19 protein-coding genes and 1 pseudogene are annotated in these 25,930 nt (G+C 64.0%); 11 read left to right on the top strand and 9 right to left on the bottom strand.

The annotated features are described in order from the left end of the window. Window positions 1–21 precede the first annotated feature (21 nt). On the bottom strand, window positions 22–2,865 hold the full coding sequence (gene rapA, locus BMW49_RS04160; RefSeq protein WP_069516030.1) for an RNA polymerase-associated protein RapA: 2,844 nt from the start codon (window positions 2,863–2,865) through the stop codon (window positions 22–24). A gap of 442 nt (window positions 2,866–3,307) precedes the next feature. On the opposite strand from rapA, the gene BMW49_RS04155 reads away from it, so the two are divergent. Genes BMW49_RS04155 through BMW49_RS24765 form a run of 3 tightly spaced genes read left to right on the top strand, consistent with a single transcriptional unit; the run spans window position 3,308 to window position 4,394 of the window. Beyond that, window positions 3,308–3,601 (top strand): aspartate-semialdehyde dehydrogenase, encoded by a 294-nt coding sequence (locus BMW49_RS04155; RefSeq protein ID WP_069516029.1) that lies wholly within the window; start codon window positions 3,308–3,310, stop codon window positions 3,599–3,601. 41 nt (window positions 3,602–3,642) lie between these two features. Continuing rightward, complete coding sequence (locus tag BMW49_RS04150; protein ID WP_069516028.1) at window positions 3,643–4,245, top strand: alpha-ketoglutarate-dependent dioxygenase AlkB family protein; 603 nt, start codon at window positions 3,643–3,645, stop codon at window positions 4,243–4,245. Continuing rightward, complete coding sequence (locus BMW49_RS24765) at window positions 4,242–4,394, top strand: hypothetical protein (protein ID WP_090390852.1); 153 nt, start codon at window positions 4,242–4,244, stop codon at window positions 4,392–4,394. The genes BMW49_RS04150 and BMW49_RS24765 overlap by 4 nt, the downstream gene beginning before the upstream one ends. 256 nt (window positions 4,395–4,650) lie before the next feature. On the opposite strand, the gene BMW49_RS04140 is transcribed toward BMW49_RS24765, so the two are convergent. Continuing rightward, window positions 4,651–5,037 (bottom strand): winged helix-turn-helix transcriptional regulator, encoded by a 387-nt coding sequence (locus BMW49_RS04140; RefSeq protein ID WP_069516027.1) that lies wholly within the window; start codon window positions 5,035–5,037, stop codon window positions 4,651–4,653. A 102-nt stretch (window positions 5,038–5,139) separates the two neighbouring features. On the opposite strand from BMW49_RS04140, the gene BMW49_RS04135 reads away from it, so the two are divergent. The 5 genes from BMW49_RS04135 to BMW49_RS04120 all read left to right on the top strand — a co-directional run bounded on the left by BMW49_RS04135 (window position 5,140) and on the right by BMW49_RS04120 (window position 10,310). Then, entirely contained in the window at window positions 5,140–6,258 is a 1,119-nt protein-coding gene (locus tag BMW49_RS04135) for an NADH:flavin oxidoreductase (RefSeq protein WP_069516026.1), read from the top strand. 325 nt (window positions 6,259–6,583) lie between these two features. Beyond that, on the top strand, window positions 6,584–6,703 hold the full coding sequence (ccoM, locus tag BMW49_RS25305) for a cytochrome c oxidase subunit CcoM (RefSeq protein WP_279627077.1): 120 nt from the start codon (window positions 6,584–6,586) through the stop codon (window positions 6,701–6,703). Between the two features lie 556 nt (window positions 6,704–7,259). After that, complete coding sequence (locus BMW49_RS04130) at window positions 7,260–9,251, top strand: FUSC family protein (RefSeq protein ID WP_069516025.1); 1,992 nt, start codon at window positions 7,260–7,262, stop codon at window positions 9,249–9,251. Beyond that, entirely contained in the window at window positions 9,238–9,441 is a 204-nt protein-coding gene (locus tag BMW49_RS04125) for a DUF1656 domain-containing protein (protein ID WP_069516024.1), read from the top strand. Before BMW49_RS04130 ends, BMW49_RS04125 begins: the two co-directional genes overlap by 14 nt. A 14-nt stretch (window positions 9,442–9,455) precedes the next feature. After that, on the top strand, window positions 9,456–10,310 hold the full coding sequence (locus BMW49_RS04120) for an efflux RND transporter periplasmic adaptor subunit (protein WP_069516023.1): 855 nt from the start codon (window positions 9,456–9,458) through the stop codon (window positions 10,308–10,310). 426 nt (window positions 10,311–10,736) lie between these two features. Here BMW49_RS04120 and codA read toward each other — a convergent pair whose 3' ends face one another. The 6 genes and pseudogenes from codA to BMW49_RS04090 all read right to left on the bottom strand — a co-directional run bounded on the left by codA (window position 10,737) and on the right by BMW49_RS04090 (window position 17,802). Next, window positions 10,737–11,972 (bottom strand): cytosine deaminase, encoded by a 1,236-nt coding sequence (codA, locus tag BMW49_RS04115; protein ID WP_069516022.1) that lies wholly within the window; start codon window positions 11,970–11,972, stop codon window positions 10,737–10,739. Then, window positions 11,969–13,201, bottom strand: a complete 1,233-nt coding sequence (locus BMW49_RS04110) for a PucR family transcriptional regulator (protein WP_069516021.1) — start codon at window positions 13,199–13,201, stop codon at window positions 11,969–11,971. Before BMW49_RS04110 ends, codA begins: the two co-directional genes overlap by 4 nt. Continuing rightward, window positions 13,198–14,469: a cytosine permease gene (gene codB, locus BMW49_RS04105; RefSeq protein WP_069516020.1), complete on the bottom strand. Its 1,272-nt coding sequence runs from the start codon at window positions 14,467–14,469 to the stop codon at window positions 13,198–13,200. Before codB ends, BMW49_RS04110 begins: the two co-directional genes overlap by 4 nt. 476 nt (window positions 14,470–14,945) lie before the next feature. Next, window positions 14,946–16,352 (bottom strand): annotated as a pseudogene (locus BMW49_RS04100) (NAD(P)/FAD-dependent oxidoreductase). Window positions 16,353–16,378: 26 nt separating this feature from the next. Then, window positions 16,379–16,849 (bottom strand): MaoC family dehydratase, encoded by a 471-nt coding sequence (locus BMW49_RS04095; RefSeq protein ID WP_069516019.1) that lies wholly within the window; start codon window positions 16,847–16,849, stop codon window positions 16,379–16,381. After that, window positions 16,846–17,802 carry an alpha/beta hydrolase gene (locus BMW49_RS04090; protein WP_069516018.1) on the bottom strand — a complete coding sequence of 319 codons (957 nt, stop codon included), beginning with the start codon at window positions 17,800–17,802 and terminating at the stop codon, window positions 16,846–16,848. The genes BMW49_RS04095 and BMW49_RS04090 overlap by 4 nt, the downstream gene beginning before the upstream one ends. Window positions 17,803–18,031: 229 nt before the next feature. Here BMW49_RS04090 and fadD2 point away from each other — a divergent pair, with 229 nt between their 5' ends. Together fadD2 and fadD1 are read left to right on the top strand one after the other, a co-directional pair. Next, a complete protein-coding gene (gene fadD2, locus BMW49_RS04085; RefSeq protein WP_069516017.1) occupies window positions 18,032–19,714 on the top strand; it encodes a long-chain-fatty-acid--CoA ligase FadD2 in 1,683 nt (560 codons plus the stop codon). Window positions 19,715–19,954: 240 nt separating this feature from the next. Next, a complete protein-coding gene (fadD1, locus tag BMW49_RS04080; protein WP_069516016.1) occupies window positions 19,955–21,643 on the top strand; it encodes a long-chain-fatty-acid--CoA ligase FadD1 in 1,689 nt (562 codons plus the stop codon). A 235-nt stretch (window positions 21,644–21,878) separates the two neighbouring features. On the opposite strand, the gene BMW49_RS25765 is transcribed toward fadD1, so the two are convergent. Next, window positions 21,879–23,351, bottom strand: coding sequence for a methyl-accepting chemotaxis protein (locus BMW49_RS25765; RefSeq protein ID WP_069516015.1), 1,473 nt, complete (start codon window positions 23,349–23,351; stop codon window positions 21,879–21,881). 393 nt (window positions 23,352–23,744) lie between these two features. Here BMW49_RS25765 and BMW49_RS04070 point away from each other — a divergent pair, with 393 nt between their 5' ends. Further along, window positions 23,745–25,853 carry a molybdopterin oxidoreductase family protein gene (locus tag BMW49_RS04070; RefSeq protein WP_069516014.1) on the top strand — a complete coding sequence of 703 codons (2,109 nt, stop codon included), beginning with the start codon at window positions 23,745–23,747 and terminating at the stop codon, window positions 25,851–25,853. Window positions 25,854–25,930 lie beyond the last annotated feature (77 nt).

Below are 25,930 nucleotides of genomic sequence, written 5' to 3'. Positions count from 1 at the left end.
GTGCTTCCCCCGCGCTTTACCTTACCCCGCCACCAACACGCGGATCGCTTCCAGGCGCAGGGCTGCTTTGTCGAGCATGGCCAGGCCTTGCTCGCGCTGTTGGCGCAGGGCCTCCAGCTCGCTGTCGCGCACGCTGGGGTTGACGGCTTGCAGGGCGGTCAGGCGGGCCAGTTCTTCGTCGGTGTCGGCGGCCAGGCGGCGTTTGGCTTCGGCCACACGCTCGGCATGGCGCGGCGCGATCTTCTCTTCGCCGGCACCGATGGTGGTGTTGAGCGCTTCACGCTGGGCTTGCACAAACTTGTTGGCGCTGGCGCGCGGCACGCTTTCGAGCTGGTCGTTGAGCGTCTCGAACGCCACCTTGTGTGCCAGGTCATTGCCGTTGGCATCGAGCAGGCAGCGCAGGGCGGCCGGCGGCAGATAACGGCCCAGCTGCAGGGCGCGGGGCGCCACCACTTCGCTGACGTAGAGCAGTTCCAGCAGCACGGTGCCGGGCTTGAGCGCCTTGTTCTTGATCAGCGCCACGCCGGTGTTGCCCATGGAACCGGAGCGCACCAGGTCCATGCCGCCTTGTACCATGGGGTGTTCCCAGGTGAGGAACTGCATGTCCTCGCGGGCCAGGGCCAGGTTGCGGTCGTAGGTGATGGTTACGCCTTCGTCGTCGCCCAGGGGGAAGCTGGCATCCAGCATCTTTTCGCTGGGACGCAGGATCAGGGCGTTCTCGGAATGGTCCTCGCTGTCGATGCCGAAGGCGTCGAACAACTGCTCCATATAGATCGGCAGGGCGAACTGGTCGTCCTGTTCGAGGATCGCCTCAACCAGCGCTTCACCTTCGCCGGCGCCGCCGGAGTTGAGTTCCAGCAGGCGGTCACGGCCAGCGTGCAGTTCGCTTTCCAGGCGCTGGCGCTCGGCCGTGGCGGCGTCGACCAACTCTTGCCATTCGCCATCGTCGCCGGCCTCCAGCAGCGGCAGCAAGCGGCTGCCGAACTGGTGCTGCAGGGCGTTGCCGGTGGGGCAGGTGGCCAAAAAGGCGTTGAGCGCCTGGTGATACCACTGGAACAGACGTTCCTGCGGGCTGTTTTCCAGGTAGGGCACGTGCAACTGAATACGATGCTTCTGGCCGATCCGGTCGAGGCGGCCGATGCGCTGTTCGAGCAGGTCCGGGTGGGCCGGCAGGTCGAACAGCACCAGGTGGTGGGCGAACTGGAAGTTACGGCCTTCGGAGCCGATCTCGGAGCAGATCAGCACCTGGGCGCCAAACTCTTCGTCGGCGAAGTAGGCCGCAGCGCGGTCGCGCTCAAGGATGCTCATGCCTTCATGGAACACCGTGGCTGGGATGCCGGAGCGCACGCGCAGGGCATCTTCCAGGTCCATGGCGGTTTCGGCGTGGGCGCAGATCACCAGCACCTTGAACTTCTTGAGCATCTTCAGAGTGTCGATCAGCCATTCGACGCGCGGGTCGAAGCGCCACCAGCGCTGGTCTTCGTCGACATCCGCCTGGGCCTGGTAGCTGACTTCCGGGTAGAGGTCGGCATGCTCGCCAATCGGCAGTTCCAGGTATTCGTCGGGGCTGGCCAGCGGGTAGGCATGCAGCTCGCGCTCGGGGAAGCCCTGCACGGCGGCGCGGGTGTTGCGGAACAACAGGCGGCCGGTGCCGTGGCGGTCGAGCAGCTCGCGCACCAGGCGTGCCGAGGCTTCGCTGTCGCCGTCATTCACCGCGGCCAGCAGCGCTTCGCCTGCGGCACCGAGGAAGTCATGGATAGTCTGGTGTGCGGCCGGCGACAGGCGGCCCTGGTCTAGCAGTTCCTGTACGGCTTCAGCCACCGGCTGGTAGTGGGCACTTTCGGCGCGGAAGGCTTCCAGGTCGTGGAAGCGATGCGGGTCGAGCAGGCGCAGACGGGCGAAGTGGCTGTCCTGGCCGAGCTGCTCCGGGGTCGCGGTGAGCAGCAGCACGCCGGGGATCACTTCGGCCAGCTGCTCAACCAGGCTGTACTCGCGGCTGGCCTTTTCCGGGTGCCAGACCAAGTGGTGAGCTTCGTCGACCACCATTAGGTCCCAGCCGGCGGCGAACAGCGCGTTCTGGGCCTTTTCGTCCTCGCACAGCCACTCCAGGGCGACCAGCGCCAACTGGCAGTCCTCGAAGGGGTTGCTGGCGTCGCTTTCGATAAAGCGTTCGGCGTCGAACAGCGCCACATCCAGGTTGAAGCGGCGGCGCATCTCCACCAGCCACTGGTGCTGGAGGTTTTCCGGCACCAGAATCAGCACGCGGTTGGCGCGCCCGGAGAGCAGCTGGCGGTGGATCACCAGACCGGCTTCGATGGTCTTGCCCAGGCCCACTTCGTCGGCCAGCAGTACGCGCGGGGCGATGCGGTCGGCCACTTCACGGGCAATGTGCAACTGGTGCGCAATCGGCTGCGCACGGACGCCGCCCAGGCCCCACAGCGAGGACTGCAGCTGCTTGCTGGTGAACTCCAGGGTGCGGTAGCGCAGGGCGAACCAGTTCAGCGGGTCGATCTGCCCGGCGAACAGGCGGTCGCTGGCCAGGCGGAACTGGATAAAGTTCGACAGCTGGGTTTCCGGCAGGGTGACATTCTGGTGCTGGGCGTTGAGGCCGTGATAGACCAGCAGGCCGTCGACGTCTTCGACTTCCTGAACGGTGAGTTTCCAGCCTTCAAAGTGGGTGATCTCGTCGCCTGGGGAGAAACGCACCCGGGTCAACGGCGCATTGCGCGTGGCGTATTGACGGGTTTCTCCCGTCGCGGGGTAAAGCACGGTGAGCATGCGGCCATCCTGCATAAGGACGGTACCCAGACCCAACTCAGCCTCGCTGTCACTGATCCAGCGTTGCCCCGGTTCGTATTGCGCCATGCCTGCGTGTCTCCCGCGTGAAAAGCCGGCTATGTTAACGGAAAGGCCAGGCCGGGCCAAAGGCGCATTCGTCTTAGGGTCTGTTCCCGTTTCGTTCGCGGCCGCGCCGGAGCCAGTTTTAGCGCGAGGCAAGGCACGAGATGCGAAGTTTAGCCGGCTAAATGAGCCATCGAGAAACGCCGCATCGCGCTAAAACGGGCCCGGCCCTTCGGGTTGCGCGCAAAATCTCGCCATGCGGTGTTGGAGGACTTGGCAAGGGAACGACCATTCCCTGCGTCCTCCGCCTAGCCTGGCGAGATTTTTCGCGGCAACGCGGCTAGCGACGAAGCGGGAACAGACCCTAGCCGGCACTTAGCGCCATAACCGCAGTCCAAGCCCTGCAGGCTGGATTCAAGTCGTCGCTAACTTTGCCGACAGCCTGAGCAGAACAGGAGGCGCTTTCGTGCTACCGCCGATCCCCCACAACGTTGCGCCGGTGACCGTCCAGCAGGATGTGATCAAACCGGCGCCCGCCATTCCCCCCGTCACGCCCGCCGCCGAGAGCGCGCAGGAGAGTGCGGTGAATCTGGCGCGCAAGCACCCGCAAGAAGCCGAGAGCCTGCGCGAGGAGCAACGCCGCCGGCAGCGGCGCGGCTACAGTGCCGAGGAGTTGGCCGAAGGCGAAGTCAGCGAAGAAGACGCCGCCGTACTTGAGGCACTACCGCGCCAGGGCCTGTGGGTGGATGTCGAAGTCTGAGCCGCGCACAATAAGCCTCCATCCCTGTCACGAGAGCCCCCGTGAGCCTGTTTGCCGAAGCCCCGCTGAGCCTTCCCGATGCCGACCTGTGCCTGCTGCCCGCTTGGCAGTCAGCAGACGTGGCCGATACCTGGCTGGCGCAGTTGCTTGAGCAGACGCTCTGGGAGCAGCCGCAGGTGCGCCTCTATGGTCGCTTGCATCCCGTGCCGCGGCTGGTGGCCTGGTATGGCGACCCCGAGGCGCGCTACCGCTACTCCGGCCTGGTGCACCAACCGCTGCCCTGGACGCCGCTGCTGCAACAGATTCGCGACCAGGTAGCGGCCGCCGTCGGCCAGCCGCTCAACGGTTGCCTGCTCAACTACTACCGCGACGGCCAGGACTCCATGGGCTGGCACAGCGACGACGAAACCGAGCTAGGCCCCGAGCCGCTGATCGCCTCGCTCAACCTCGGCGGCACCCGGCGCTTCGACCTGCGCCGCAAAGGTCAGACGCGCATCGCCCATTCACTGTCCCTGGCCCACGGCTCCCTACTGGTCATGCGCGGGCCGACGCAGCATTATTGGCAACACCAAGTGGCGAAGACGCGCAGCCAGTGCGCGCCGCGCCTTAACCTGACATTCCGCCTAATCCGGTCGCCCGCATGAGTAACGATGACAACCTGATCGACTTCAACGCCGAACGCGGCAAGCGCATCCACGACCTGCACGACAAAAAGCTCAACGAGATGCGCCAGGTCTTCGAGCAAGTCTTCCCCCTGACCAAGGGCAAGAAGAAAAAGCCGAAAAAGCGCTGACGGCGGCTGTTTGCTGCCGTCACAAGGCTTTAGGTGCTGTTGTAGGAGCGAATTTATTCGCGATAAATCGCGAACGTCCCGGCTAAAACGCGACACCACCCAAAACCTCCCACCTCCCGCGTAGACGGCATTTTCACTCAGCTCTGCCGGCATGAAGCGGCTCGGCCTTCTGGCGGTTGGAATGCCCCTCAGGCAGTGGCAACCAACTAATCGCAGTTCAGAGGGCGATTGCAGGCGTTGAGCGCATACAGGCGCCTCATGTTCCACCACCATCCCGCCGCGACATCTCGTCAAAATGCGCTCGAGCGATTTCGACCTCGGGCAACTTGGCAAGCGTCCATTCGTGCAGCTCTCTAAACGGGTTTTGCAAGGTCCTGCCAAGCGCAGTGATCTCATATTGCACCGCCACGGGCGAGAATGAGATGACCTCCCGCGATATCAGCCCATTGCGTTCAAGCCTGCGCAGGCTCTGCGTGAGCGCTTTCTGCGTCACCCCCTCCAGTCGGCGCTTGATGGCGTTGAAGCGCTGAGGTCCGCTGTCGAGTACAGCAAGAACCATCATCGACCATTTATCTGCGATTTGATCAAAAAGCGCCCGGCTAGGGCAGTCCGATGAGAAGCATTGAGGTTGCAGTTCGAGCATTGGAGTTTCCTCGGATATACCTAGGCTACATAAGGTGCCTAATTGACACTAGGTTTACAAAGTATATTTATATGGCCTCCAATCACAATGGAGTTCATCTCAATGTCAAACCTTGATACCCGCATCTTATTCCGACCTTTTTCCATCCGCTCATTGGAACTGAAAAACCGGATTGTCATGGCACCCATGACCCGTCTTTTCTCACCCGAAGGCATACCTGGCGAAGCGAGTGCTGCCTATTACCGGCGCAGGGCAGAAGGGCGCGTTGGGCTGATCCTATCCGAAGGGACCGTTATTGATCGGCCTGCCTCGCGTAACGATTCCGCTATTCCTTTTTTCCACGGCGATGCGGCGTTAGCCGGTTGGAAGAACGTGATCGACGCGGTCCACAGCGCGGGCGGCCTTATGGCCCCGCAGATCTGGCATACAGGCGCTGCGCGTTATATCAACGGCTGGGAGCCTGATGCTCCCGTGGAAAGCCCATCTGGTCTCGATTCGCCAGGAGACCCGCGCGGTGTCGCGATGAGTGAGGAAAATATTGCAGACACGATCTCAGCATTCGCCAAGGCTGCGGCGGATGCCAAACGACTGGGTTTCGACACCGTTGAGATTCACGGCGCTCATGGCTATCTGATTGATCAGTTCTTTTGGGCCGGCACCAATCAACGCACCGATCGCTACGGTGGCGCGACCATCAAGGAGCGTTCTCGCTTTGCCAGCGAGATTGTGTCTGCCGTCCGCCTTGCGGTCGGCCCTGAATTTCCCATCATCATGCGAGTCAGCCAATGGAAGCAGCAAGACTATGGGGTGCGCGTCGCGGAAACGCCTCAGCAGATGGAAGACTGGCTGCTGCCGCTAGTCGAGGCGGGTGTGGATGTTCTGCATTGTTCACAACGACGTTTCTGGGAGCCCGAGTTTCCTGAAATTGACGGCAGCAACGGTCTGAACTGTGCCGGCTGGGCGAAGAAAGTGACAGGGGCCGCCACCATTAGTGTGGGTTCAGTTGGCCTTGATAACGATGTAACGAACGCCTTTGCCGGCAAAGGCTCGGCTCCTGCAAGCCTCGACCGACTCATTGAGCGGATGGAGCGCGAAGAATTTGACCTGATCGCAGTCGGTCGCGCCCTGATGAGTGACCCGGATTGGGTGGCTAAGGTCGAAAATGGCAACTATGCGGCGTTGGAAGGGTTTAATCCCGCTGCGTTAGGCGAATTGCTATAGGGCTGTTTGTTTTTACCTAATCATTTGATCTATATAAAGAAAACTCGTATTTCTCAAGCGTTCACTGCGCATCGATACGAGTTTTCAATGCCTTGCTTACTGCTCAGTGATGAGCGCAGCCCGACCCCGTCCATGCACCGACATTTCCGGATGGACTCTGGCGCTGCAGGTTTTGCCCGCGTCCACCTCTGAAAATTGACCTGGATCAACCCTGCGAGCGACTCGCGGGTGACTCCTGTAGGGCATTGACCCAGATCAATATCGCCCGCCCGCCGCTTGTTAATCTACAGCCATCCCTAGCGGACTCAACAGCAGGAGGCACCCCATGTTTATCGATACTGTCGTACTGGCCGGCATCGGCACAGTCGGGCTGATGGTCGCGTTCTTCGCGGGTGTTGGTTACTTCATCTGGAAAGACTCGCACAAGCGCAACAAGCTGCGCTGAGTCCGCAGGCAACAGGCACGCAAGGCAATTTGGGCGACTTCGGTCGCCTTTTTTTGTGGGTGGGATTTGGGGAGCTGTTGGGATTTTGTTTGCGGTGTTGCGGGCTTTTGCAGCGTTGGCTTGTGAGTAATCCTGGAATGAATGGCAGGTTTGAGTGCTGTTTGTGATTGAGAAAGGTAGGTCAGCGCTCTCCCGAAAAAGCGGCGGGCAGAAATCGTCCTATCGTCCCTCTCACTAATGGCTGGTCACGCTGATATCCGCGAATGTCGTTCCCGGGTGTCGCTTCGCTCGACCCAGGCTACGTGCTGAATTAGCGATTGCCGCGTTATAGGCGCGAATTTATTCGCGATTGGGATCGCTAATTTCGCGAATAAATTTTCTCCTACACCTCAAGCACGCTCGGGGGCAACCTTCCGTGGGCAGCGGCCTTCCCCTGAGGCACAAGAAAATCGGAACTGGACGAATATCGATAGGTCGCTAATAATTAGCTCGCCTATCTACCTGCGCAATCTGCCGCAGGGACGCTAGGGTTATTGTTCTCGGCCTGTGAAATCCCATGCCTGCTTTGCTTACCGCCTTTTTCGCGCCCTCTGTGGCGGCTGTTCAATTTGCTCTCAAGACCCTGCTCGGTGGCGGGTTGGCGTTGTGGTGCGCGATGCGTTTTGGTCTGGAGCAGCCGCAGTGGGCGCTGATGACCGTGTTTATCGTCGCCCAGCCGTTGTCCGGCATGGTGGTGCAAAAGGGTTTGGCGCGGTTGCTGGGCACGGTGGTCGGGACGGTGATGGCGGTGGTGTTTATGGCGCTGTTTGGCCAGGCGCCGGAGCTGTTTTTGCTGGTGCTGGCGCTCTGGCTGGGGTTGTGTACGGCGGCCTCGACGCTGCTGCGCAGTGCCTGGGCCTATGCCTTTGTGCTGGCGGGTTACACGGTGGCGATTATCGGCTTGCCGGCGATTGCCGCACCGCTGACGGTGTTCGATCAGGCGGTGGCGCGCTGCAGTGAAATTTCCCTGGGCATTCTTTGCGCCACCCTGGTCAGCGCGCTGCTGTGGCCACAACGGGTCGAGCGGCAACTGGTCGGCCAGGCGCAGCAGGCTTGGCAGGCAGGGCGCCAGGCGGCGCGGCTGGCGATTCTTGGTGAGGCCGAGGCGCGCCAGGGTTTGCTGGAGGTGATGGGGCGTATTGTGGCGGTCGATGCCCAGCGTGAGCATGCCTGGTTTGAAGGTGCGCGCGGGCGGCAGCGGGCGGTGGCGGTACGGGTGCTCAGCCGCGATCTGCTGAATATGCTGCGTCTGGCACGAGGGGCGGCGCGCCAGTGGCAATTGCTCGATACGACGGAAGCCGAGGCGCTACGGCCGTGGCGGGAAATCCTGCTACACGCTTTGGATGCTGAGGCGTCGGTTGATCTGAGCGGGCTTGCCGCACGCTTGGCCGAGGCGGCTGCTGAGCCTGCGCGGGTGGGTGTGCAGCAGGTGTACCTGGAGCGTTTGGCGTTGCTGGCCCAGCGCGTAGCGCAGGCCGAACAGAGCGTGCAGGCGCTGGCGGCCGGGCAGGCGCCGCGTCGCGCACCGCCGGCGCTGTCCTGGCACCGGGATTGGCAGAGTGCGGCGGTGTATGGCCTGCGCAGTGCCCTGGCGTTCGGCGTGCTGGCGGTTTTCTGGGTGGCCACCGGCTGGCCTGCGGCATCCGGTGCCTTGCTGCTGGCGGCGGTGGTGTGCAGCCTGTTCGCCAGCCGCGACAACGCCCCGCAGATTGGTGTGATGTTTTTGCAGGGTATCGCGGTCGCGTTGCCGGTTGCCTTTATTGCTGGCCAGGTGCTGCTGCCGCAGGTCAGCGGCTTTGTCATGTTGTGTCTGGTGCTGGGTGTGCCGCTGTTTTTCGGCGCGCTGGGCATGGCATCGCCTGCCACCGGGGCGAGTGCCACCTCGTTCTGCCTGCACTTTATCGTGCTCTGCGCGCCACAAAACAGCATGCGCTACGACGTTGCGTTGTTTCTTAACGAGGCCCTGGCGATTGTGATTGGCGTCGGTTGCGCGGTGCTGGCGTTCCGCCTGGTATTGCTGCGCAGCCCGTCCTGGCATGGCCGGCGGGTGCTGCATGCGATACGCCGGGACCTGGCGCGGCTGACCCGGCAGAGCCTGGGCGGTGCGGAAAACTGGTTTGGTGGGCGCATGGCTGACCGCTTGCTGCTTCTGGCGCGGCACTATCCGGTGGCGCCGGGCGGCACCGCCAGCCGCTGGGACGATGGTCTGCTCAGCCTCGATCTGGGTGATGAGCTGCTACACCTGCGTGCCTGTTTGGCCGCCGGGGATGCGCCGCTTGGCGTTGCTGAGCAGCGCTTTATGGCACGTCTGGAGCAACTGGTGCGCGCGCCCGCAGGCGCGGCCCAAGCGACGGCGCTCGATGAGGTGGCGGCGCAGTTGCAGCAGGCGCTGGAGCAGGCGCCGCCGAGTATCGACCGGCGCCTGGCACTGGCGGCCCTGGCCCATGTACAGAGGGGCTGGCAGCAGTGGTGCGCCCTGCACGAAGGAGAACCCAATGGGATTGCGTGAATGGGCGCTGGGCGGCGTGCTGCTCAGCCCCTTGTTGCTGTACGCGCTGCTGGCGTTGCTGCTGACTGGCGTGGTGCGCCTGGCCTTGCAGCGGGTGGGCGCGGCGCGCTGGATCTGGCACGAGGCGCTGTTCGACTGCGCTCTGTATGTCTGTGTATTGGCGGCCGTGGTGGCCGCGCTGGGACGTTAATCGAGGAGAAAGGCATGCGTTCGACCCTGCGTGTCGGCATTACCCTGACACTGGTGCTGGCAGCTCTGCTGGCCGGTAGCTGGTTATGGCAGCACTACCTGTATTCACCCTGGACCCGCGATGCGCGGGTGCGCGCGGATGTAATCACCATGGCGCCCGATGTCTCGGGCTGGGTGGTCGACCTGGCGGTGCATGACAACCAGCAGGTGCGCGCCGGCGACCTGCTGCTGCGCCTGGATGCCGAGCGCTATCAGGCGGCGGTTGAGCAGGCGCGGGCCGTCGCCGAGACCCGCCACCAGCAGCTCAGGCTGCGTGAGCACGAAGCTTCGCGGCGCACGCGCCTGGGGCCACAGGCGATCAGCGCGGAGTTGCTCGACAACGCGCAGATCAATACGCAGATTGCCCGTGGCGAGTATCTGGAAGCCGAGGCTGCGCTGAAGCTGGCTGAGCTGAACCTGGCCCGTACCGAGCTGCGGGCGCCGCGCAGTGGCCAAGTCACCAACCTGACCCTGGCCCAGGGTAACCACGTTGAAAGCGGCCAGGCGCTGATGGCGCTGGTGGCCGATGAGTCGTTTTACGTGGTGGCGTATTTCGAGGAAACCAAACTGCCGCGCCTGCGTATCGGCGCGCCGGTCGAGGTCTGGCTGATGAGCGCCGGGCAGGCGATCAGCGGCGAGGTCGAGAGCATCAGCCGCGGCATCACCGACCGCAACGCCAGCCCGGACGGGCAGTTGCTGGCCAATGTCGAGCCGACCTTTAACTGGGTGCGTTTGGCCCAGCGCATTCCGGTGCGGATCAAATTGAACGAGCTTCCCGCAGGGCTGACGCTCAGCGCCGGGATGACCGCCAGTGTGCGGGTGGTGGAGTAGGTAGGGGCTGTGAGAGTGGCTTTTGTGGGAGGGGCTTTAGCCGCGACCCCTGCACAGGTTGTCGAGGCTAAAGGGGATCGCCGCCCGGCCCCTTCCACGAGATATGTGGGGTTGTTGGTAGTTGCGCAGGCGGGGTGCTGCGCTGTCGGGGAGTGGCTTCCCGGGTGTCGCTGCGCTCGACCCAGGCTACAACTGACTTGTAGGAGCCGCGCCTCGCGGCGAATGGCTCAGGCAACATCGATATTGAGCTGCGCCCACTGTTCGCCCCGGGGCGGGGCTCCTACAAATTGCGCAAGCGCGCTCGATCTGTGCCAGCGTGCGGCGCATCAGTTCGTAGGGTGGACAACGCGAAGCTTGTCCACCGCTTGGACTGAAGCAATGGTGGATGAAAAAAGCGTCATCCACCCTACGACGAAATGAACGTGATCAGGCGCGCTCTATGCTGGCAGGCGTGCGGCGCATCAGCAGTTTGCCGTGGCGTATCGATACCAGCGCGTAGCCCTGGCGGCGGACCATTTCGTAATCGTCCGGCGCCGAGAGGATCAGCAGGTTGGCTGGGCGACCCACCTCTAACCCGTAACGCTCGCCGAGCGCCAAGGCGCGGGCGGAGTTGTCGGTGATCAGGTCCAGGCTGCGTTTGAGGTCTTCGTAGCCGAGCATGTGGCAGATGTGCAGGCCGGCTTCGAGGATGCGCAGGATGTTGCCGTTGCCCAGGGGGTACCAGGGGTCGACGATGGAGTCCTGGCCGAAGCAGACGTTCATCCCGGCGCGGTCGATCTCGGCCACGCGGGTCAGGCCGCGGCGTTTCGGGTAGGTGTCGAAGCGGCCCTGCAGGTGGATGCTTTCGGTGGGGCAGGAGATAAAGCTGATGCCGCTCATCTTCAGCAGGCGGAACAGCTTGGAGCAGTAGGCGTTGTCATAGGAGCCCATGGCCGTGGTGTGGCTGGCGGTGACCCGCGCGCCCATGCCGCGCACACGGGCTTCCTCGGCCAGCACTTCAAGAAAGCGCGACTGCGGGTCGTCGGTCTCGTCGCAGTGCACGTCCACCAGGCAGCCAGTGCGCTCGGCCAGGTCCATAAGGAACTTGATCGACGAGACGCCCTGATCGCGGGTGTTCTCAAAATGCGGGATGCCGCCGACCACGTCAGCGCCCAGCTCGACTGCCTGCTCCATCAGCGCGCGGCCATTGGCATAGGACTCGATGCCTTCCTGGGGGAAGGCGACGATCTGCATGTCGATCAGGTGGCGGGTTTCTTCGCGCACTTCGAGCATGGCCTTGAGCGCGCCCAGGGTCGGGTCGGTGACGTCGACGTGGGTGCGCACGTGCTGGATGCCGTGGTCGACCAGCATGTCGATGGTTTTGCGCGCGCGGGTCTTGGTGTCTTCATGGGTGACCAGGGCCTTGCGCTCGGCCCAGCGCTCGATGCCCTCGAACAGCGTGCCGCTCATGTTCCAGGCCGGCTCGCCGGCGGTGAGGGTGGCGTCGAGGTGGATATGCGGCTCGACGAAGGGCGGCACCACGAGGTTGCCGGCGGCGTCCAGGTCGCCATCGACGAGTGGCTGTGCGGTGTTTTGCGGTTCGATGGCAGCAATGCGCTCGCCATTCAGGGTGATGCAGTGCAGGCCGTCGCGGCCGCGCAGGCGGGCGTTGTGGATGATCATGCGGGACTCCTTGGGGACGACAGGCGCCAGATCAGCAAGGCAATGCTGATGTTCAGGCGGTCGTGGGGATCGGTGAACGAGCAGCCGCTCAGCGCTTCGATGCGCTGCAGGCGGTGGCTCAGGGTGTTGCGGTGGACGTTGAGGCGCTGGGCGGCCAAGGCCAGGTTGCCGTTCTCCTGAAACCAGGCCTCCAGGGTCGGCATCAGAACGGGTTCGTGGCGCGAATCATCGCCGATCAGCGCGCCCAGCACATCGGCGACAAAGCGGTCGAGCAGGCTGCGGTCACGGATGGCGCCGAGCAGTTCGATCACCCCGAGTTCGTTGAAGCAGCACAGCCCCAGGCGCTCGGGGAAGGATTGTGCGGCGACCAGCGCCTGGCGCGCCTCGCCGAGGGCCTGGGCAAACTGCGCCGGGCCATGGCCGCCCACGCTGAGGCCGAGAAACAGGCGTTGCGGTGCCAGATGCGGGTTAAGGGCCTCCAGCAGTTGCATCAGGCTGCGCCGGTTGTGCGCCTCGTCGGCGTGCTCGGCTGCCGGCAACAGGGCGATCCAGTGTTCGCCCTGGCTGACCAGCGGCAGCACTTCGCCACGTTCGGCCAGCACCTGCTCCAGCTGTTGCTGCAGGCGTTGGCGGTTGGTTTGCAGCGTCTGTTCGGCCTGCTCGGGCGTTTGCTCGAGAAACAGCCGTTCGCTGCCCTGCAATTTGAACAACGCCACCTGACGCGGCACCTGCAGCGGCAGGCGCAGGCTGTCGGCGCGCTGCAGCAGAGCTTCCAGGGACTGATAATCCCCGTCGAGCAATTGCTCCAGCACATGCTGGCGCGAGCGGCCGAGCATCTGCGCTTGCACCAGCGCCGTGCCGATGGCCTGGGTGACCACCACCATCTTCAGGTCGTAGGGCTGTTCGAGCAGCGGCACGCCGATGCGTTCGGCCTCGGCGATGACGCTGTCAGGAATCGCCTGGATGTACTCGGCGCCGGTGAGGATCACCAGGCCGGCGGTGGCGCGCTCATGGGCCTGACGAACCAGCAGAAGCAAGTTGGCTTCGTCGCGCGGGTGGTTGATGCCGGTGACGAACACCAGTTCGCCGCCCATCACCCATTCCGCGATGGTCGCGTTCTCGGCGACGTAGGGCCAACGCACCGGGTTGTCCTGCGCCCGTTGCCCGGCGCGCAGGCGCATGCTGGCAAGGCCGGGCAGGGCGAGCACATCGGCGACGGTCAGGCTCATGCACCGACGACCAGACGGCGCCCGGCCAGGGCTTTGCGCAGCTCGAACAGGGCAACATAGGCCAGCGCGGCGACGGCGATGCCGACCAGGGGCGCGACCCAGGGCGAGGCGTAGGCACTCAGCGCACCGATAAAGTAGGCGCCGAGGCCGACCCAGTTGAACGTCGGCAAGCGCGCGTCGGCCAGCGTTGGGTAGCGCGCGCGGTGGCCGTAGAAGTAATCGGCCATGATCACCCCACCAATCGGCGGGATGATCGAGCCGAGCAGGATCAGGAAGGGAATCAGCATTTCGTACATGCCGCCGATGGCCAGCAGGGTGCCGATAGCGGCGCCGGCCAGGGTCACGGTTTTGCGCTTGCCGGTGCGCAGCAGGTTGCAGCCGGCGGCGGCGAAGTTGTAGATGGTGTTGTCCTGGGTGGTCCACAGATTGAGAAACAGCATGATCACCGCGGCCATGGACAGGCCCTGCAGCACCAGCACTTCGACCACGTCCGGTTGCTGGTAGACGATGGCGCCGTAGGCCCCGGCGACGATCATCAGGCCGTTACCGATAAAGAAGCCGAACAGGCTGGCCAGCACCGCAACTCGACCGCTTTTGGCGAAGCGTGTCCAGTTGGTGGCCTGGGTCGCGCCGCTGACGAAGGTGCCGAAAACCAGGGTGATGGCCACGCTCAGGCTCATGCTCTCCTTGGGCTCCACCGCCAGCAGGCCAGCGAGGCCGCCGATATCACGGGTGGCGATCCACAGCGACACCACCAGCAGCACCAGCATGGCTGGCACGGCGATGCGCGAGAGCAGGTCGAGGCCCTTGTAGCCGACGAAGGCGGTCAGGCAGAAACCGAAACCGAACAGCACCATCAGCGGCATGGTCAGGCCTTGCGGCAGGCCGAGGATTTTTACCAGGACGATGGCGATGGTCGCCGTACCCCAGGCGTACCAGCCAATCTGGGTGAAGCCGAGGAGCACGTCGGAGAGCTTGCTGCCGACTTCGCCAAAGCAGAAGCGGCCCATCAGCACCGAGTTCAGGCCGCTGCGGCAGGCAATCAGGCCGAGCACGGCGGCGTACAGGCCAAGCAGCAGGTTGCCGATCACCGCGGCCCAGATCAGGGTGGTGAAGTCGAAGGCCATGCCGATCTTGCCGCCGGCAAACATGGTGGCGGTAAAGAAAGTGAAACCGAACAGCAGGATGGCGGTGGAAAACAGGCCTTTGCGGGCGCTGCTGGGCACCTCGCTCAAGGGGTAATCGCTATCGAGGGTAGGCTGTGACATGGCGCGCGGCTCCGCAGGTTGAGGACACACGGCGATAGCAGGGGGCGTGCCAGGTCGGCGATTTATCTGCCGCGCACGAGCCTGACAAGGCCTGTTGTGCATAGTGCACAATGAATCACGGTTAAAGAGCGCTTTTAAGCGGCTTTCGTTGTGAGGTACGACTATTCAAGCACAGGCTTGGTGCGGGCGCAGCCCAGCGTGCACCAGGGCGGGGTTAGGGGGGCAACACAAATAATTCTGATGGTTCACACGCTCTGCGTGTTAACCACGCTGTGGACGCTCTGCGTCCGCTGTTGCGAGGCGCGGAGCGTCTCCGGATGCATGCCCACGCGGACGCTTCGACGCCTCGACGTGGGAGCGATCAATTGCCTGTAGGAGCGAATTTATTCGCGATAATCCTTGAGCGCGCTGAAAACGTCGCGGCTAAAGCCCCTCCCACGCGACAGTGGAACGCCGCCCGGCCACTCCCACCGACCCTACCGCATAAACCCTTCCATCAGATCGGCCAAACGCTCGGCCAGGCGCCGTCGCCAGCGGGGGCTGCGTGGGTCGGCGAGGACGCGGTCTTCATAGGCGAAGCTGCGGATGATGGCGTTGTAGCCCAGCCAGCGCAGTGGCTCGGGTTCCCAGCGCGCCAGTTGGTCGAGGCCGCCATCACGGGCGACCCAAGGCTGGGCGGTGAGGGCGGTTTCGCGGTCGAGGATCAGGTCGGCCAGAGTGCGCCCACCGAGGTTGCTGGCGCCTACGCCCTCACCGCCATAGCCGCCGGCCAGGGCGATGCCGTTGCGTCGATCGCGCAGCATGTGTGGTCGGAAGCGCCGCGCCACGGCGAGGTTGCCGCCCCAGGCGTGGGTAAGGCGCACCTTGCGCAACTGCGGGAAGAGTTCGCCGAGCAGGTAACGGCGCAGGTTGCGTTCGGCCTCGTTCAGGTTGAAGTCCTGGCGCAGGCGCCCGCCGAAGCGATAGCCGCCACGGGCGCCGAACACCAAGCGATCATCGGCGCTGCGCTGGCCGTAGGTGACCTGGCGGCTCGCCTCGCTGAAGGCTTCACCACGGGCCAGACCGATCTCCGCCCAGGTGCTGGCGGGCAGCGGCTCGCTGGCGACGATCAGGCTCTGCACCGGCAATTGATTGCGGCCCAGGGGCGGCAGACTGGCGGCGTAGCCTTCCACCGCCGGCACGATCCAGTCGGCACGCACCCGACCCTGAGCGGTACGCAGCACGCCAGGTTGCCAGTCCAGCACCGCGCTTTGCTCATACAGCATTACGCCCAGGCGCTCGACCGCCTGCGCCAGGCCACGGGCCAGGCGCGCCGGTTGCAAAGTGGCGCAGTGCGGCGAGTAGAGCGCGCCGTAGGGCGAGGCGACCCGCAACTGCTGATTGAGCGCCGGGGTGTCGAGCCAGCGGTAGTCGTCTTCGCCCAGACCTTCGCTGCGCAGGTGCTTGAGGTGGGTGAGCAGTCGCTCGCGTTGTTCGGGGTAGCGTGCGGCGCAATAGAGCACGCCGCCTTTGCGGTAGTCGCAGGCGATACGTTCGCGTTCGAGCACCTGGGCGACTTCGTCGGGGATGCCGTGCAGCAGGTCTTAGCTGGCGCGTCGTTCGGTCGGCGAGAGCGGGGCGAGCAGGCGGTCTTCGCCGAGCAGGTTGCCCATCAGCCAGCCGCCATTGCGCCCGGAGGCGCCGTAGCCGGCCATCTCGGCTTCCAAGATCAGCACACGCAGGTGCGGCGCCTGGCGCTTGAGGTAGTAGGCGGTCCACAGGCCGGTGTAGCCGGCGCCGATGATCGCCACGTCGGCCTCGATCTCGCTGCCCAGCGCAGGGCGCGGGGTCAGGGGCTCGTCGAGTTGCTGCATCCACAGGCTGACGCTGTTCCAGGCTTGCATGGGCGCGCTCCGGGTGACGCGATGGCTCAGCCGATGGTGATGGTCGGCAGTTCGGCCAGTTCGACGGTCAGGGCTTTGCGCGGGGCGATGATTTCCGCTTCACCGTCGACCACCATTTCGTCGCGCTGGTTGAACACCTGGGTGGCCACGCGCACGCGGAACTTCGGTAGTTTTTCCAGGATTTCCAGGCGCACGGTAAGGGTGTCACCGAGTTTCACCGGCGCGGTGAAGCGCATGCTCTGGCCGACATAGATGGTGCCCGGGCCGGGCAGTTCGCAGGCCACGGCAGCGCTGATCAGCGCACCGCTGAACATGCCGTGGGCGATGCGTTCTTTGAACATGCTGGTGGCAGCGTATGCAGCATCCAGGTGCACCGGGTTGCGGTCGCCGGACACCTCGGCGAACAGCTGGATGTCACGCTCGCCGACGGTGCGCGTGTAACGGGCGGTCTGGCCAACTTCGAGGGCTTCGTAGGGGGTATTGCTGCTTTGCGTCATTGTGCATTTCCTTGGGGGGTGGGTTGCGCTGGCGCGGGCAGAATATGCTCCAGCCAGGCGATCAGGTCGGCCGTGACGGCGTCCCGGTTGAGTTCGTTGAACAGTTCGTGGCGTGCCTCGGGGTACACCCGCAAATCGGTGCGGGTGTGCCCGGCGCTGCGCAGGGCATCGGCCAGGTGTTGCAGGCGGGTGCCCTGGCTCACCGGGTCGCAGGCGCCGCCGATGATCAGCAGCGGCAGCGCCTGGTCGATCTGCGCCAGGCTTGCTACGGGGGTGATCTGTTGCAGGCCGGCGAGCAGGTCGAGCCATAACTGGTTAGTGCAGCGCGCACCGCACAGCGGGTCGGCGATATAGCGGTCGACCTCGTCCGCGTCGCGACTGAGCCAGTCGTAGGCGGTACGCGCCGGAGTAAAGGCGCGGTTGAACGAGCCGAACGACAGCCAGGCGAGCAGGGCGCTGCGCCCCAGTGGGCCCTGGCGCCAGCTTTCCAGGCGCGCGATCAGCCGGGCGACACGGTACAGCGTGCGTGGCTGGTAGTTGGAGCCGCTGAGGACGGCGCCCTGCACGCTGCAGCTGTGCTGCATCAGGTAGGCGGTGGCAATGTAGCTGCCCATGCTGTGGCCGAGCAGGATGATCGGCAACTGCGGGTGGGCCTGGCGAATGTGGTGGTTGAGCCCGGCCAGGTCATCGACCACCCGCGCCCAGCCGTCGTGGTCGGCGAAGTGGCCGAGCACGCTGCGCTCGCCCGTCAGGCCATGGCCACGCTGATCGTGGGCATACACGGCGAAGCCAGCAGCGACCAGCGCCTCGGCCAGGCGGGCGTAGCGCCCGGCGTGTTCCGCCATGCCGTGGGCCAGCATCAGCACCGCGCGCGGCGCTGCGTCGCCCTGCCAGTGGCGTACGTACAGCGCGGTGCCATCGGGGCGGTCCAGCCAGAGCGTAGCGAGGGGCATGGCAGATCCTTGAGCCGGCGAAAGTGCCGCATTGTAGGGCTTGGTGCGGCGGTTTTCCCAGTATGACGCGTGCATCGAAATTCACGCGGTCAATGACGCTACCGCGGCTGTTTGCGCACTGGGCCAGAACTGCTAAGTTCGGCTCAGCCCTGCTGTGGTCAGAAATCCTCTGGCCACAGCCTGTTCAACGCAGCGGGCCCATCCATTCAGGGGAAGAGGAATAAAAATAATGCAACCTGATTTCTGGAGCGACAAACGCCCGGCCGGTGTGCCGGACAGCATCGATCTGAGCACCTATAAATCGGTCATCGAAGTATTCGAGCGCTCGTGCAAGCGCTTCGCCGACCGCCCGGCGTTCAGCAACCTGGGCGTGACCCTGACGTACGCCGAGCTGGATCGCCTGTCCGCTGCCTTCGCCGGTTACCTGCAGAAACACACTGATCTCAAGCCCGGCGACCGTATCGCCGTGCAGATGCCCAACGTGTTGCAGTACCCGATTGCCGTGTTCGGTGCCATGCGCGCCGGGCTGATCGTGGTCAACACCAACCCGCTGTACACCGCCCGCGAGATGCGTCATCAGTTCAAGGATGCCGGCGTGCGCGCGCTGGTCTACCTGAACATGTTCGGCAAGCTGGTGCATGAAGTGCTGCCAGACACCGAGATCGACTACCTGATCGAAGCCAAGATGGGCGACATGCTGCCTAGCCTGAAAGGCTGGCTGGTCAATACCGTGGTGAAGCAGGTGAAGAAGATGGTGCCTGACTATCACCTGCCCCAGGCGCTGCCGTTCAAGGCCACGCTCAAGCAGAACCAGGGGTTCAAGCGCGTGACGGCGAGCCAGGAGGATATCGCGGTACTGCAGTACACCGGTGGCACCACGGGTGTGGCCAAGGGCGCGATGCTCACCCACGGCAACCTGGTGGCCAATATGCTGCAGGTCGACGCTTGCCTGTCGCAACTCGGCGAGGATGGCACGCCGCTGATGAAGCAGGGCCAGGAGATCATGATCGCGCCGCTGCCGCTGTACCATATCTATGCCTTCACCGCGAACTGCATGTGCATGATGGTCAACGGCAACCACAACGTGCTGATCACCAACCCGCGCGACATCCCCGGCTTCGTCAAGGAGTTGGGCAAGTGGCAGTTCTCCGCGCTGTTGGGGCTCAACACGCTGTTCGTTGCACTGATGGACAACCCCGAATTCAAGAACCTCGATTTTTCTCATCTCAAGGTCACCAACTCCGGTGGCACTGCCCTGGTCAAGGCCACCGCTGAGCGTTGGCAGGCCATGACTGGCTGCACGGTGGTCGAAGGCTACGGCCTGACCGAGACCTCGCCGGTGGCCAGCACCAACCCCTACGGCAAGCAGGCGCGCCTGGGTACCGTCGGCATTCCTTTGCCGGATACGGCATTCAAAATCATCGACGACGACGGCAACGAGCTGGCCCTGGGTGAGCGTGGCGAGCTATGCATCAAGGGCCCGCAGGTGATGAAGGGCTACTGGAACCGCGAGGACGCCACGGCCGAAGTGCTCGATAGCGAAGGTTGGTTCAAGACCGGCGATATCGCCGTGATCGACCCGGACGGTTTCGTGCGCATCGTCGACCGCAAGAAGGACATGATCATCGTCTCTGGTTTCAACGTGTACCCCAACGAGATCGAGGACGTGGTCATGGCGCACCCGAAGGTAGCGAGCTGCGCCGCCATCGGGGTGCCCGACGAGAAGTCCGGCGAGGCGGTCAAGCTGTTCGTCGTCGCCCGCGAAGGCGGGGTGAGTGCTGAAGAGCTGAAGGCCTACTGCAAGGAGAATTTCACCGGCTACAAGGTGCCCAAGCATATTGTCTTCCGCGATTCGTTGCCGATGACCCCGGTGGGCAAGATCCTTCGTCGCGAGCTGCGCGACATCGCCTGATACGCGGCTGCGGGCGGCGATTCGCAGCCCGCAGTCGGGAGTGTTCTAAATGTGACCGGAGTGCCATTTTCTGGTCATTTTTATGACCGGCAAGGCTATGTTTGGTGCTGGTCGCTCTTTGGCAAAGCTGCTACTCTCGGCCCGTTTTCGCGCTGCCGCCTGCGCGAAAGATGAGCAAACATACAACAAACAACCGCACACACGCGGTGAAGATCAGCTGTTGCTTAGGAGTGGGCTTGCATGGCCGAAAATTTCTGGAAGGACAAGTATCCCGTCGGGATTGCTGCCGAGATCGATCCTGATCTGTACCCCAATATTCAGGCGGTACTCAAACAGTCCTGCCAACGCTTCGCCGACAAGCCTGCCTTCAGCAGCCTCGGCAAGACCCTGACCTACGGCGAGCTGTACCAGCTGTCCGGGCAATTCGCTGCCTACCTGCAGCAGCACACCGACCTGCAGCCCGGCGACCGCATCGCCGTGCAACTGCCCAACGTGCTGCAGTACCCAGTGGTGGTCTTCGGCGCCATGCGGGCCGGCCTGGTCGTGGTCAACACCAACCCGCTGTACACCGCGCGGGAAATGGAACACCAGTTCAACGATTCCGGTGCCAAGGCGCTGGTCAGCCTGGCCAATATGGCCCACCTGGCCGAGCAGGTCGTGCCCAAGACCGGCATCAAGACCGTCATCATCACCGAGGTGGGCGACATGCTGTCGCCGTTCAAGCGCCTGCTGGTCAACAGCGTCGTCAAGTACGTGAAGAAGATGGTGCCGGCCTACAACCTGCCGCAGGCGGTCAAGCTCAACGCCGCCCTGGCCCAGGGTCGCGGTCATGCGGTACGCGAAGCCAACCCGGTAAATGGTGATGTGGCGGTGCTGCAGTACACCGGCGGTACGACCGGCGTGGCCAAGGGCGCCATGCTCACGCACCGCAACCTGATCGCCAATATGCTGCAGTCGCGCGCAATGATGGCCTCCAATATGGAGGAGGGCGCGGAAACCGTGATCGCGCCGCTGCCGCTGTATCATATCTATGCGTTCACCTTTCATTGCATGGCGATGATGCTGATCGGCAACCACAACGTGCTGATCAGCAACCCGCGTGACCTGCCGGCAATGCTCAAGGACCTGCGCACCTATCGCTTCAGCGGTTTTGTCGGTCTCAACACGCTGTTCGTCGCGCTGTGCAATAACCCGGAATTCCAGAAGCTCGACTTCTCGGCCTTGAAGATCACCCTGTCCGGCGGCATGGCGTTGCAACTGGCCACGGCCGAACGCTGGAAACAGGTCACCGGCTGCGCCATCTGCGAAGGCTACGGGCTGACCGAGACCAGCCCGGTGGCCTCGGTCAACTCCGTGCAGAACAACCAGATTGGCACCATCGGTATTCCGGTTCCCTCGACCCTGTTCAAGGTCATCGACGATGCCGGTAACGACCTGCCCCTGGGGCAGGTCGGCGAGCTGTGTATCAAAGGCCCGCAGGTGATGAAGGGCTACTGGCAGCGCCAGGAAGCCACTGATGAAGTGATTGATGCTGACGGCTGGTTCAAGAGTGGTGACATCGCGGTGATCCAGGACGATGGCTACACGCGCATCGTCGACCGCAAGAAGGACATGATTCTGGTCTCCGGCTTCAACGTTTACCCGAACGAACTGGAAGACGTGCTGGTGACCCTGCCGGGCGTGTTGCAGTGCGCGGCTATCGGTGTGCCGGACGAGCGTTCCGGTGAGGCGATCAAGATCTTCGTGGTCGCCAAGCCTGGCGTGACCCTGACCAAGGAGCAGGTCATGGAGCACATGCGTGCCAACGTGACCGGCTACAAGGTGCCCAAGGCTGTGGAGTTCCGCGACACCCTGCCGACCACCAACGTGGGCAAGATCCTGCGCCGCGAGCTGCGTGACGAGGAGCTGAAGAAACTGGCCAAGGCCTGAGTCGGCCTGCTCAAAAGGCTATGTCCCAGTGTGTTGTTGCACGCCGTCGCGGCTTCTCGTAGGAGCCGCGCCTCGCGGCGAATAGCGGCCGTTCAGCGGTATTGCAGATAGCCCAAACGCTTCGCGCCGGGGCGGCGCTCCTACGGGCTTTGCGCTATGGGCTGCGTGCGGCAACAGGGACACAGCCAGACAAAACCCCGCCTCGGCGGGGTTTTGTGCATTCTGCGGAAGCGGTTTAGAGCTTCAGGCGGCCCACCGCCTGGTTGAGGTTGGCGGCTAACTCCACCAGTTCGGCGCTGGTGCCGGCGGAAATCAGGGTCTGCTGCACTGTCTGCTCGGTGACGTCACGGATGCCGACCACTGAGCGGGTCATTTCTTCGGCGACCTGGCTCTGCTGCTCGGCGGCCACGGCGATCTGGATATTGCTCTGGCGCATCTGCGCCACGGCCTGGGCGATATGCCCCAGGGCGGTGGCGGCGTGCTCGGCTTGCTGCACGCATTGATCAGCGCGGGCCGAGCTGTCCTGCATGAATTGCACCGCCTCGCGGCTACTGCCCTGCAGGGTGGTGATCATCTGGGTGATCGAGTCGGTGGAGGTCTGCACGCGCCGCGCCAGGTTGCGCACCTCATCGGCCACCACGGCAAAGCCGCGGCCCATATCGCCGGCGCGGGCGGCCTCGATGGCAGCATTCAAGGCCAGCAGGTTGGTCTGTTCGGCAATCCCGTGGATCACGCTGACCATGCTGGCGATGGTCTGGCTGTCCTCGGCCAGGCGCTGGATGCGCTCGGCGGCCTGCTGTACGTCGCGGGACAGACCGGCGATGGCCTCGCCCGTGCGTTCGACGGCCTGCCGGCCATCGCCGCTGAGGCGATCGGCTTCGGTCGACTGGTCGCGGGTGGCGGCGGCGTGCTCGGCGATATGAAACACGGTGGCCGACATCTCGTTGATCGCGGTGGCGGTCTGGTCGGTCTCGCTCTGCTGGCCGAGCATGCCGCTGCGTACCTGAGCCATGCCGCTGGCCAGGCGCTGGGCACCTTCGTCCAGGCGTGCCGCTGCTTCGGCCACGGTACCGACCACCCGCTGGTAGCCCGCTTGCATGGCATTGAAGGCGCCCGCCATCTGGCCGACTTCATCGTCACTGTCACAGCTTGCGCGGGCCGACAGGTCGCCACTGTGGGCGGCATGCAGCATGCTGTCCTTGAGGTTATTGAGGTGGCTGAGGATAAAACGGATCAGCAACTGCGACGCGGCCATCAGCAACAGCATCAGCAGGCTGACAGCCAGTGCATAGGTGCCGGCACGCTCCCTGAAAACCTGCCACAGGCTTGGCGCGGTGACTGCAATAGCCAGCTCGCGCCCTTCGGTCGCGGGGCTGCGCCACACGCCATACAGCGGATTCTCGCCCCATAGCGGGTCGCTGTTGAGCGCAATCCAACCACGGGCGGAGCGGGCCTCCGTGGGCAGCTCAAGCAGGGCGGCCTCGGCCGCTGCAAGCATCGGGCGGCTCGCCGCAGGCAGGGGCTCGGCGGCGGGCCAATCGGCCAGTACGTCGATCAGTATCTTGGCCTGCTCACGGGCGCTCTGGGCGCGGGACTGCTGCTCCAGGTGCATGGCGAACAGCACCAGCAACAGGGTGGTGACCAGGGCAACCAGGTTGACGCCCCAGAACTTGTATTTAAGCGAGAGATTGCGGATCCAGCGGCCCATGGCAAGTTTTCACAGTCAGATAATGGCATTCGGCCATAGCGTGCCAGGCGACAGGCGTCGATGTATTGACACGGGTCAAGAAGGCGGTGTGCACATGCACAAGGGCAGACGCTATCGGCTGGCATGATGGAGGGCGATTCACACGACGAACGCTGCTGGCGCTGATCGCGCGGGGTGGCCATAGTCGAACAATCCGCATCAGGGCGCCTCTAGAAACGTAGGCGAGGCAGTCAGCGCAAGGCAAAAACAGGCGAAAAAGCGCAGTTTACTGTTGTAAATGAGCATTTTGAGACGCCGCGTCCCGGCCTGTTTTTAACGCAGCGATGACCACGCAGGTAGTTTTTAGAGGTGCCCTTAAGTGGCGTATGACCCACAAGAATAACGAGGCCGGCCATGAGCAAGACCCTCCACCACCGTGCGTGCCACCTGTGCGAAGCCATCTGCGGTCTGAGCATCGAGACTGAAACCCAGGACGATGGTCAGGTGGCCATCCGCTCGATCAAGGGCGATGCCCAGGATACGTTCAGTCGGGGCCATATCTGCCCCAAGGCCGTCGCCCTGCAGGACATCCAGAACGACCCCGATCGCCTGCGCCAGCCTATGCAGCGGGTGGGCGAGCAGTGGTTGCCGATCAGTTGGCAGGCGGCCTTCGATTTGGTTGCCGAGCGCTTCGCTGCCATCCAGGCGGAGCATGGGCAGAACGCCGTGGCGGTCTACCAGGGCAACCCCAGCGTGCACAATTATGGCTTGATGACCCACAGCAATTACTTTCTCGGTCTGCTGAAAACCCGCAATCGCTTCTCGGCAACCTCGGTCGATCAGTTGCCCCATCACCTGACCAGCCACCTGATGTACGGCCATGGCCTGCTGATCCCGATCCCGGATATCGATCACACCGACTTTATGCTGATCCTGGGCGGCAATCCGCTGGCCTCCAACGGCAGCATCATGACCGTGCCGGACGTGGAGAAACGCCTCAAGGCGATCCAGGCCCGTGGCGGCAAACTGGTGGTGGTCGACCCGCGGCGCAGTGAAACCGCGGCCATTGCCGACCAGCACCTGTTTATCCGCCCGGGGCAGGATGCCGCGCTGCTCTTCGGTCTGCTCAATACCCTATTTGAAGAGAATCTGACGCGCACCAGCCACCTCGCGATCGAGGGGCTGGATGAGGTGCGCCAGGCCATTGCCGGCTTTACCGCCGAGGCCATGGCCGTGCGCTGCGGTGTACCGGCGGCCAGCATCCGCCAGTTGGCCCGCGACTTTGCCGCGGCCGACAAGGCAGTGTGTTACGGACGGATGGGCGTCTCCACCCAGGCGTTCGGCACCCTGTGCCAGTGGCTGGTGCAACTGATCAACCTGGTCAGCGGCAACCTCGACCGGGTCGGTGGCGTGCTTTGCACCAGCCCGGCGGTGGACCTGGTGGCGAGCACCTCGGGCGGGCATTTCAACCGCTGGCAGAGCCGCGTGTCCGGCTTGCCGGAGTACGGCGGCGAGCTGCCGGTTTCGGCATTGGCCGAAGAAATGCTCAGCGAGGGCGAGGGGCAGATTCGTGGGCTGATCACGGTGGCGGGTAATCCGGTGCTGTCCACACCCAACGGCAGGCAACTGGACAAGGCCCTCAGCGGCCTGGACTTTATGGTCAGCCTGGATTTCTACATCAACGAAACCACCCGCCATGCGGATCTGATCCTGCCGCCTACCGCGCCGCTGGAGCACGATCACTACGACACCACCTTCAACGTGTTCGCCGTGCGCAATGTCACCCGCTTCAATGAAGCGGTGTTGGCACGGCCCGAGGGTGCGCTGCACGACTGGGAGATCTTCGTTGGCCTGGCCCAGGCCTTTGCCGCGCGCACGGGGGCCAGCCTCAAGCCGACACTGGCGCCGGAGCAGATGATCGACCTTGGCCTGCGCCATGGCGCCTACGGCGACGCCTCGGCGCACAAGCTGTCGCTCGCCACGCTGCGTGAACATCCCCATGGGCTCGACCTGGGGCCGCTGCAGCCCAACCTGGCAGTGCGCCTGAAAACCGCCAACCAGGCGGTGCAGGCGGCCCCCTCACTGTTGCTCGGTGACCTGGCGCGCTTTGCTGCGCAGCCTGTGCCCGGCAGCGATGAGCTGCTGTTGATCGGTCGGCGCCATGTGCGCAGCAACAACTCATGGATGCACAACTACCACCGCCTGGTGAAGGGCAAGCCGCGTCATCAATTGCTGATGAACCCGAACGACCTGGCGCGACTTGGCCTCAGCGATGGGCAGCGGGTGCAGGTGCAGTCACGTATTGGGCAGATCGAAGTCGAGGTCGCGGCCAGTGACGAGATGATGGCCGGCGTGGTCAGCCTGCCTCACGGTTGGGGCCATGGCCGCGAGGGCGTGCAGATGGGCATTGCCCAGGCGCAGCCCGGCGCCAGCGCCAATGACCTGACCGATGAGCGCCAGCTCGATGCGCTCTCGGGTAACGCCGCGCTCAACGGTGTACCGGTGCAGGTGCGCGCTGCCTAGGCAAGGCCGAGCATTGCGCTCGGCTTTTCGCTACAATGCCGCCACCGTGCCGACCCAAGCGTCGGGAAAGACCAGCC

The sequence above is a fragment of the Pseudomonas cuatrocienegasensis genome (genome assembly GCF_900110925.1).
GTDB lineage: Bacteria > Pseudomonadota > Gammaproteobacteria > Pseudomonadales > Pseudomonadaceae > Aquipseudomonas > Aquipseudomonas cuatrocienegasensis.
The sequence above is the reverse complement of the archived record's forward strand: the minus strand, read 5'-3'. Positions and strand labels throughout refer to the sequence as shown.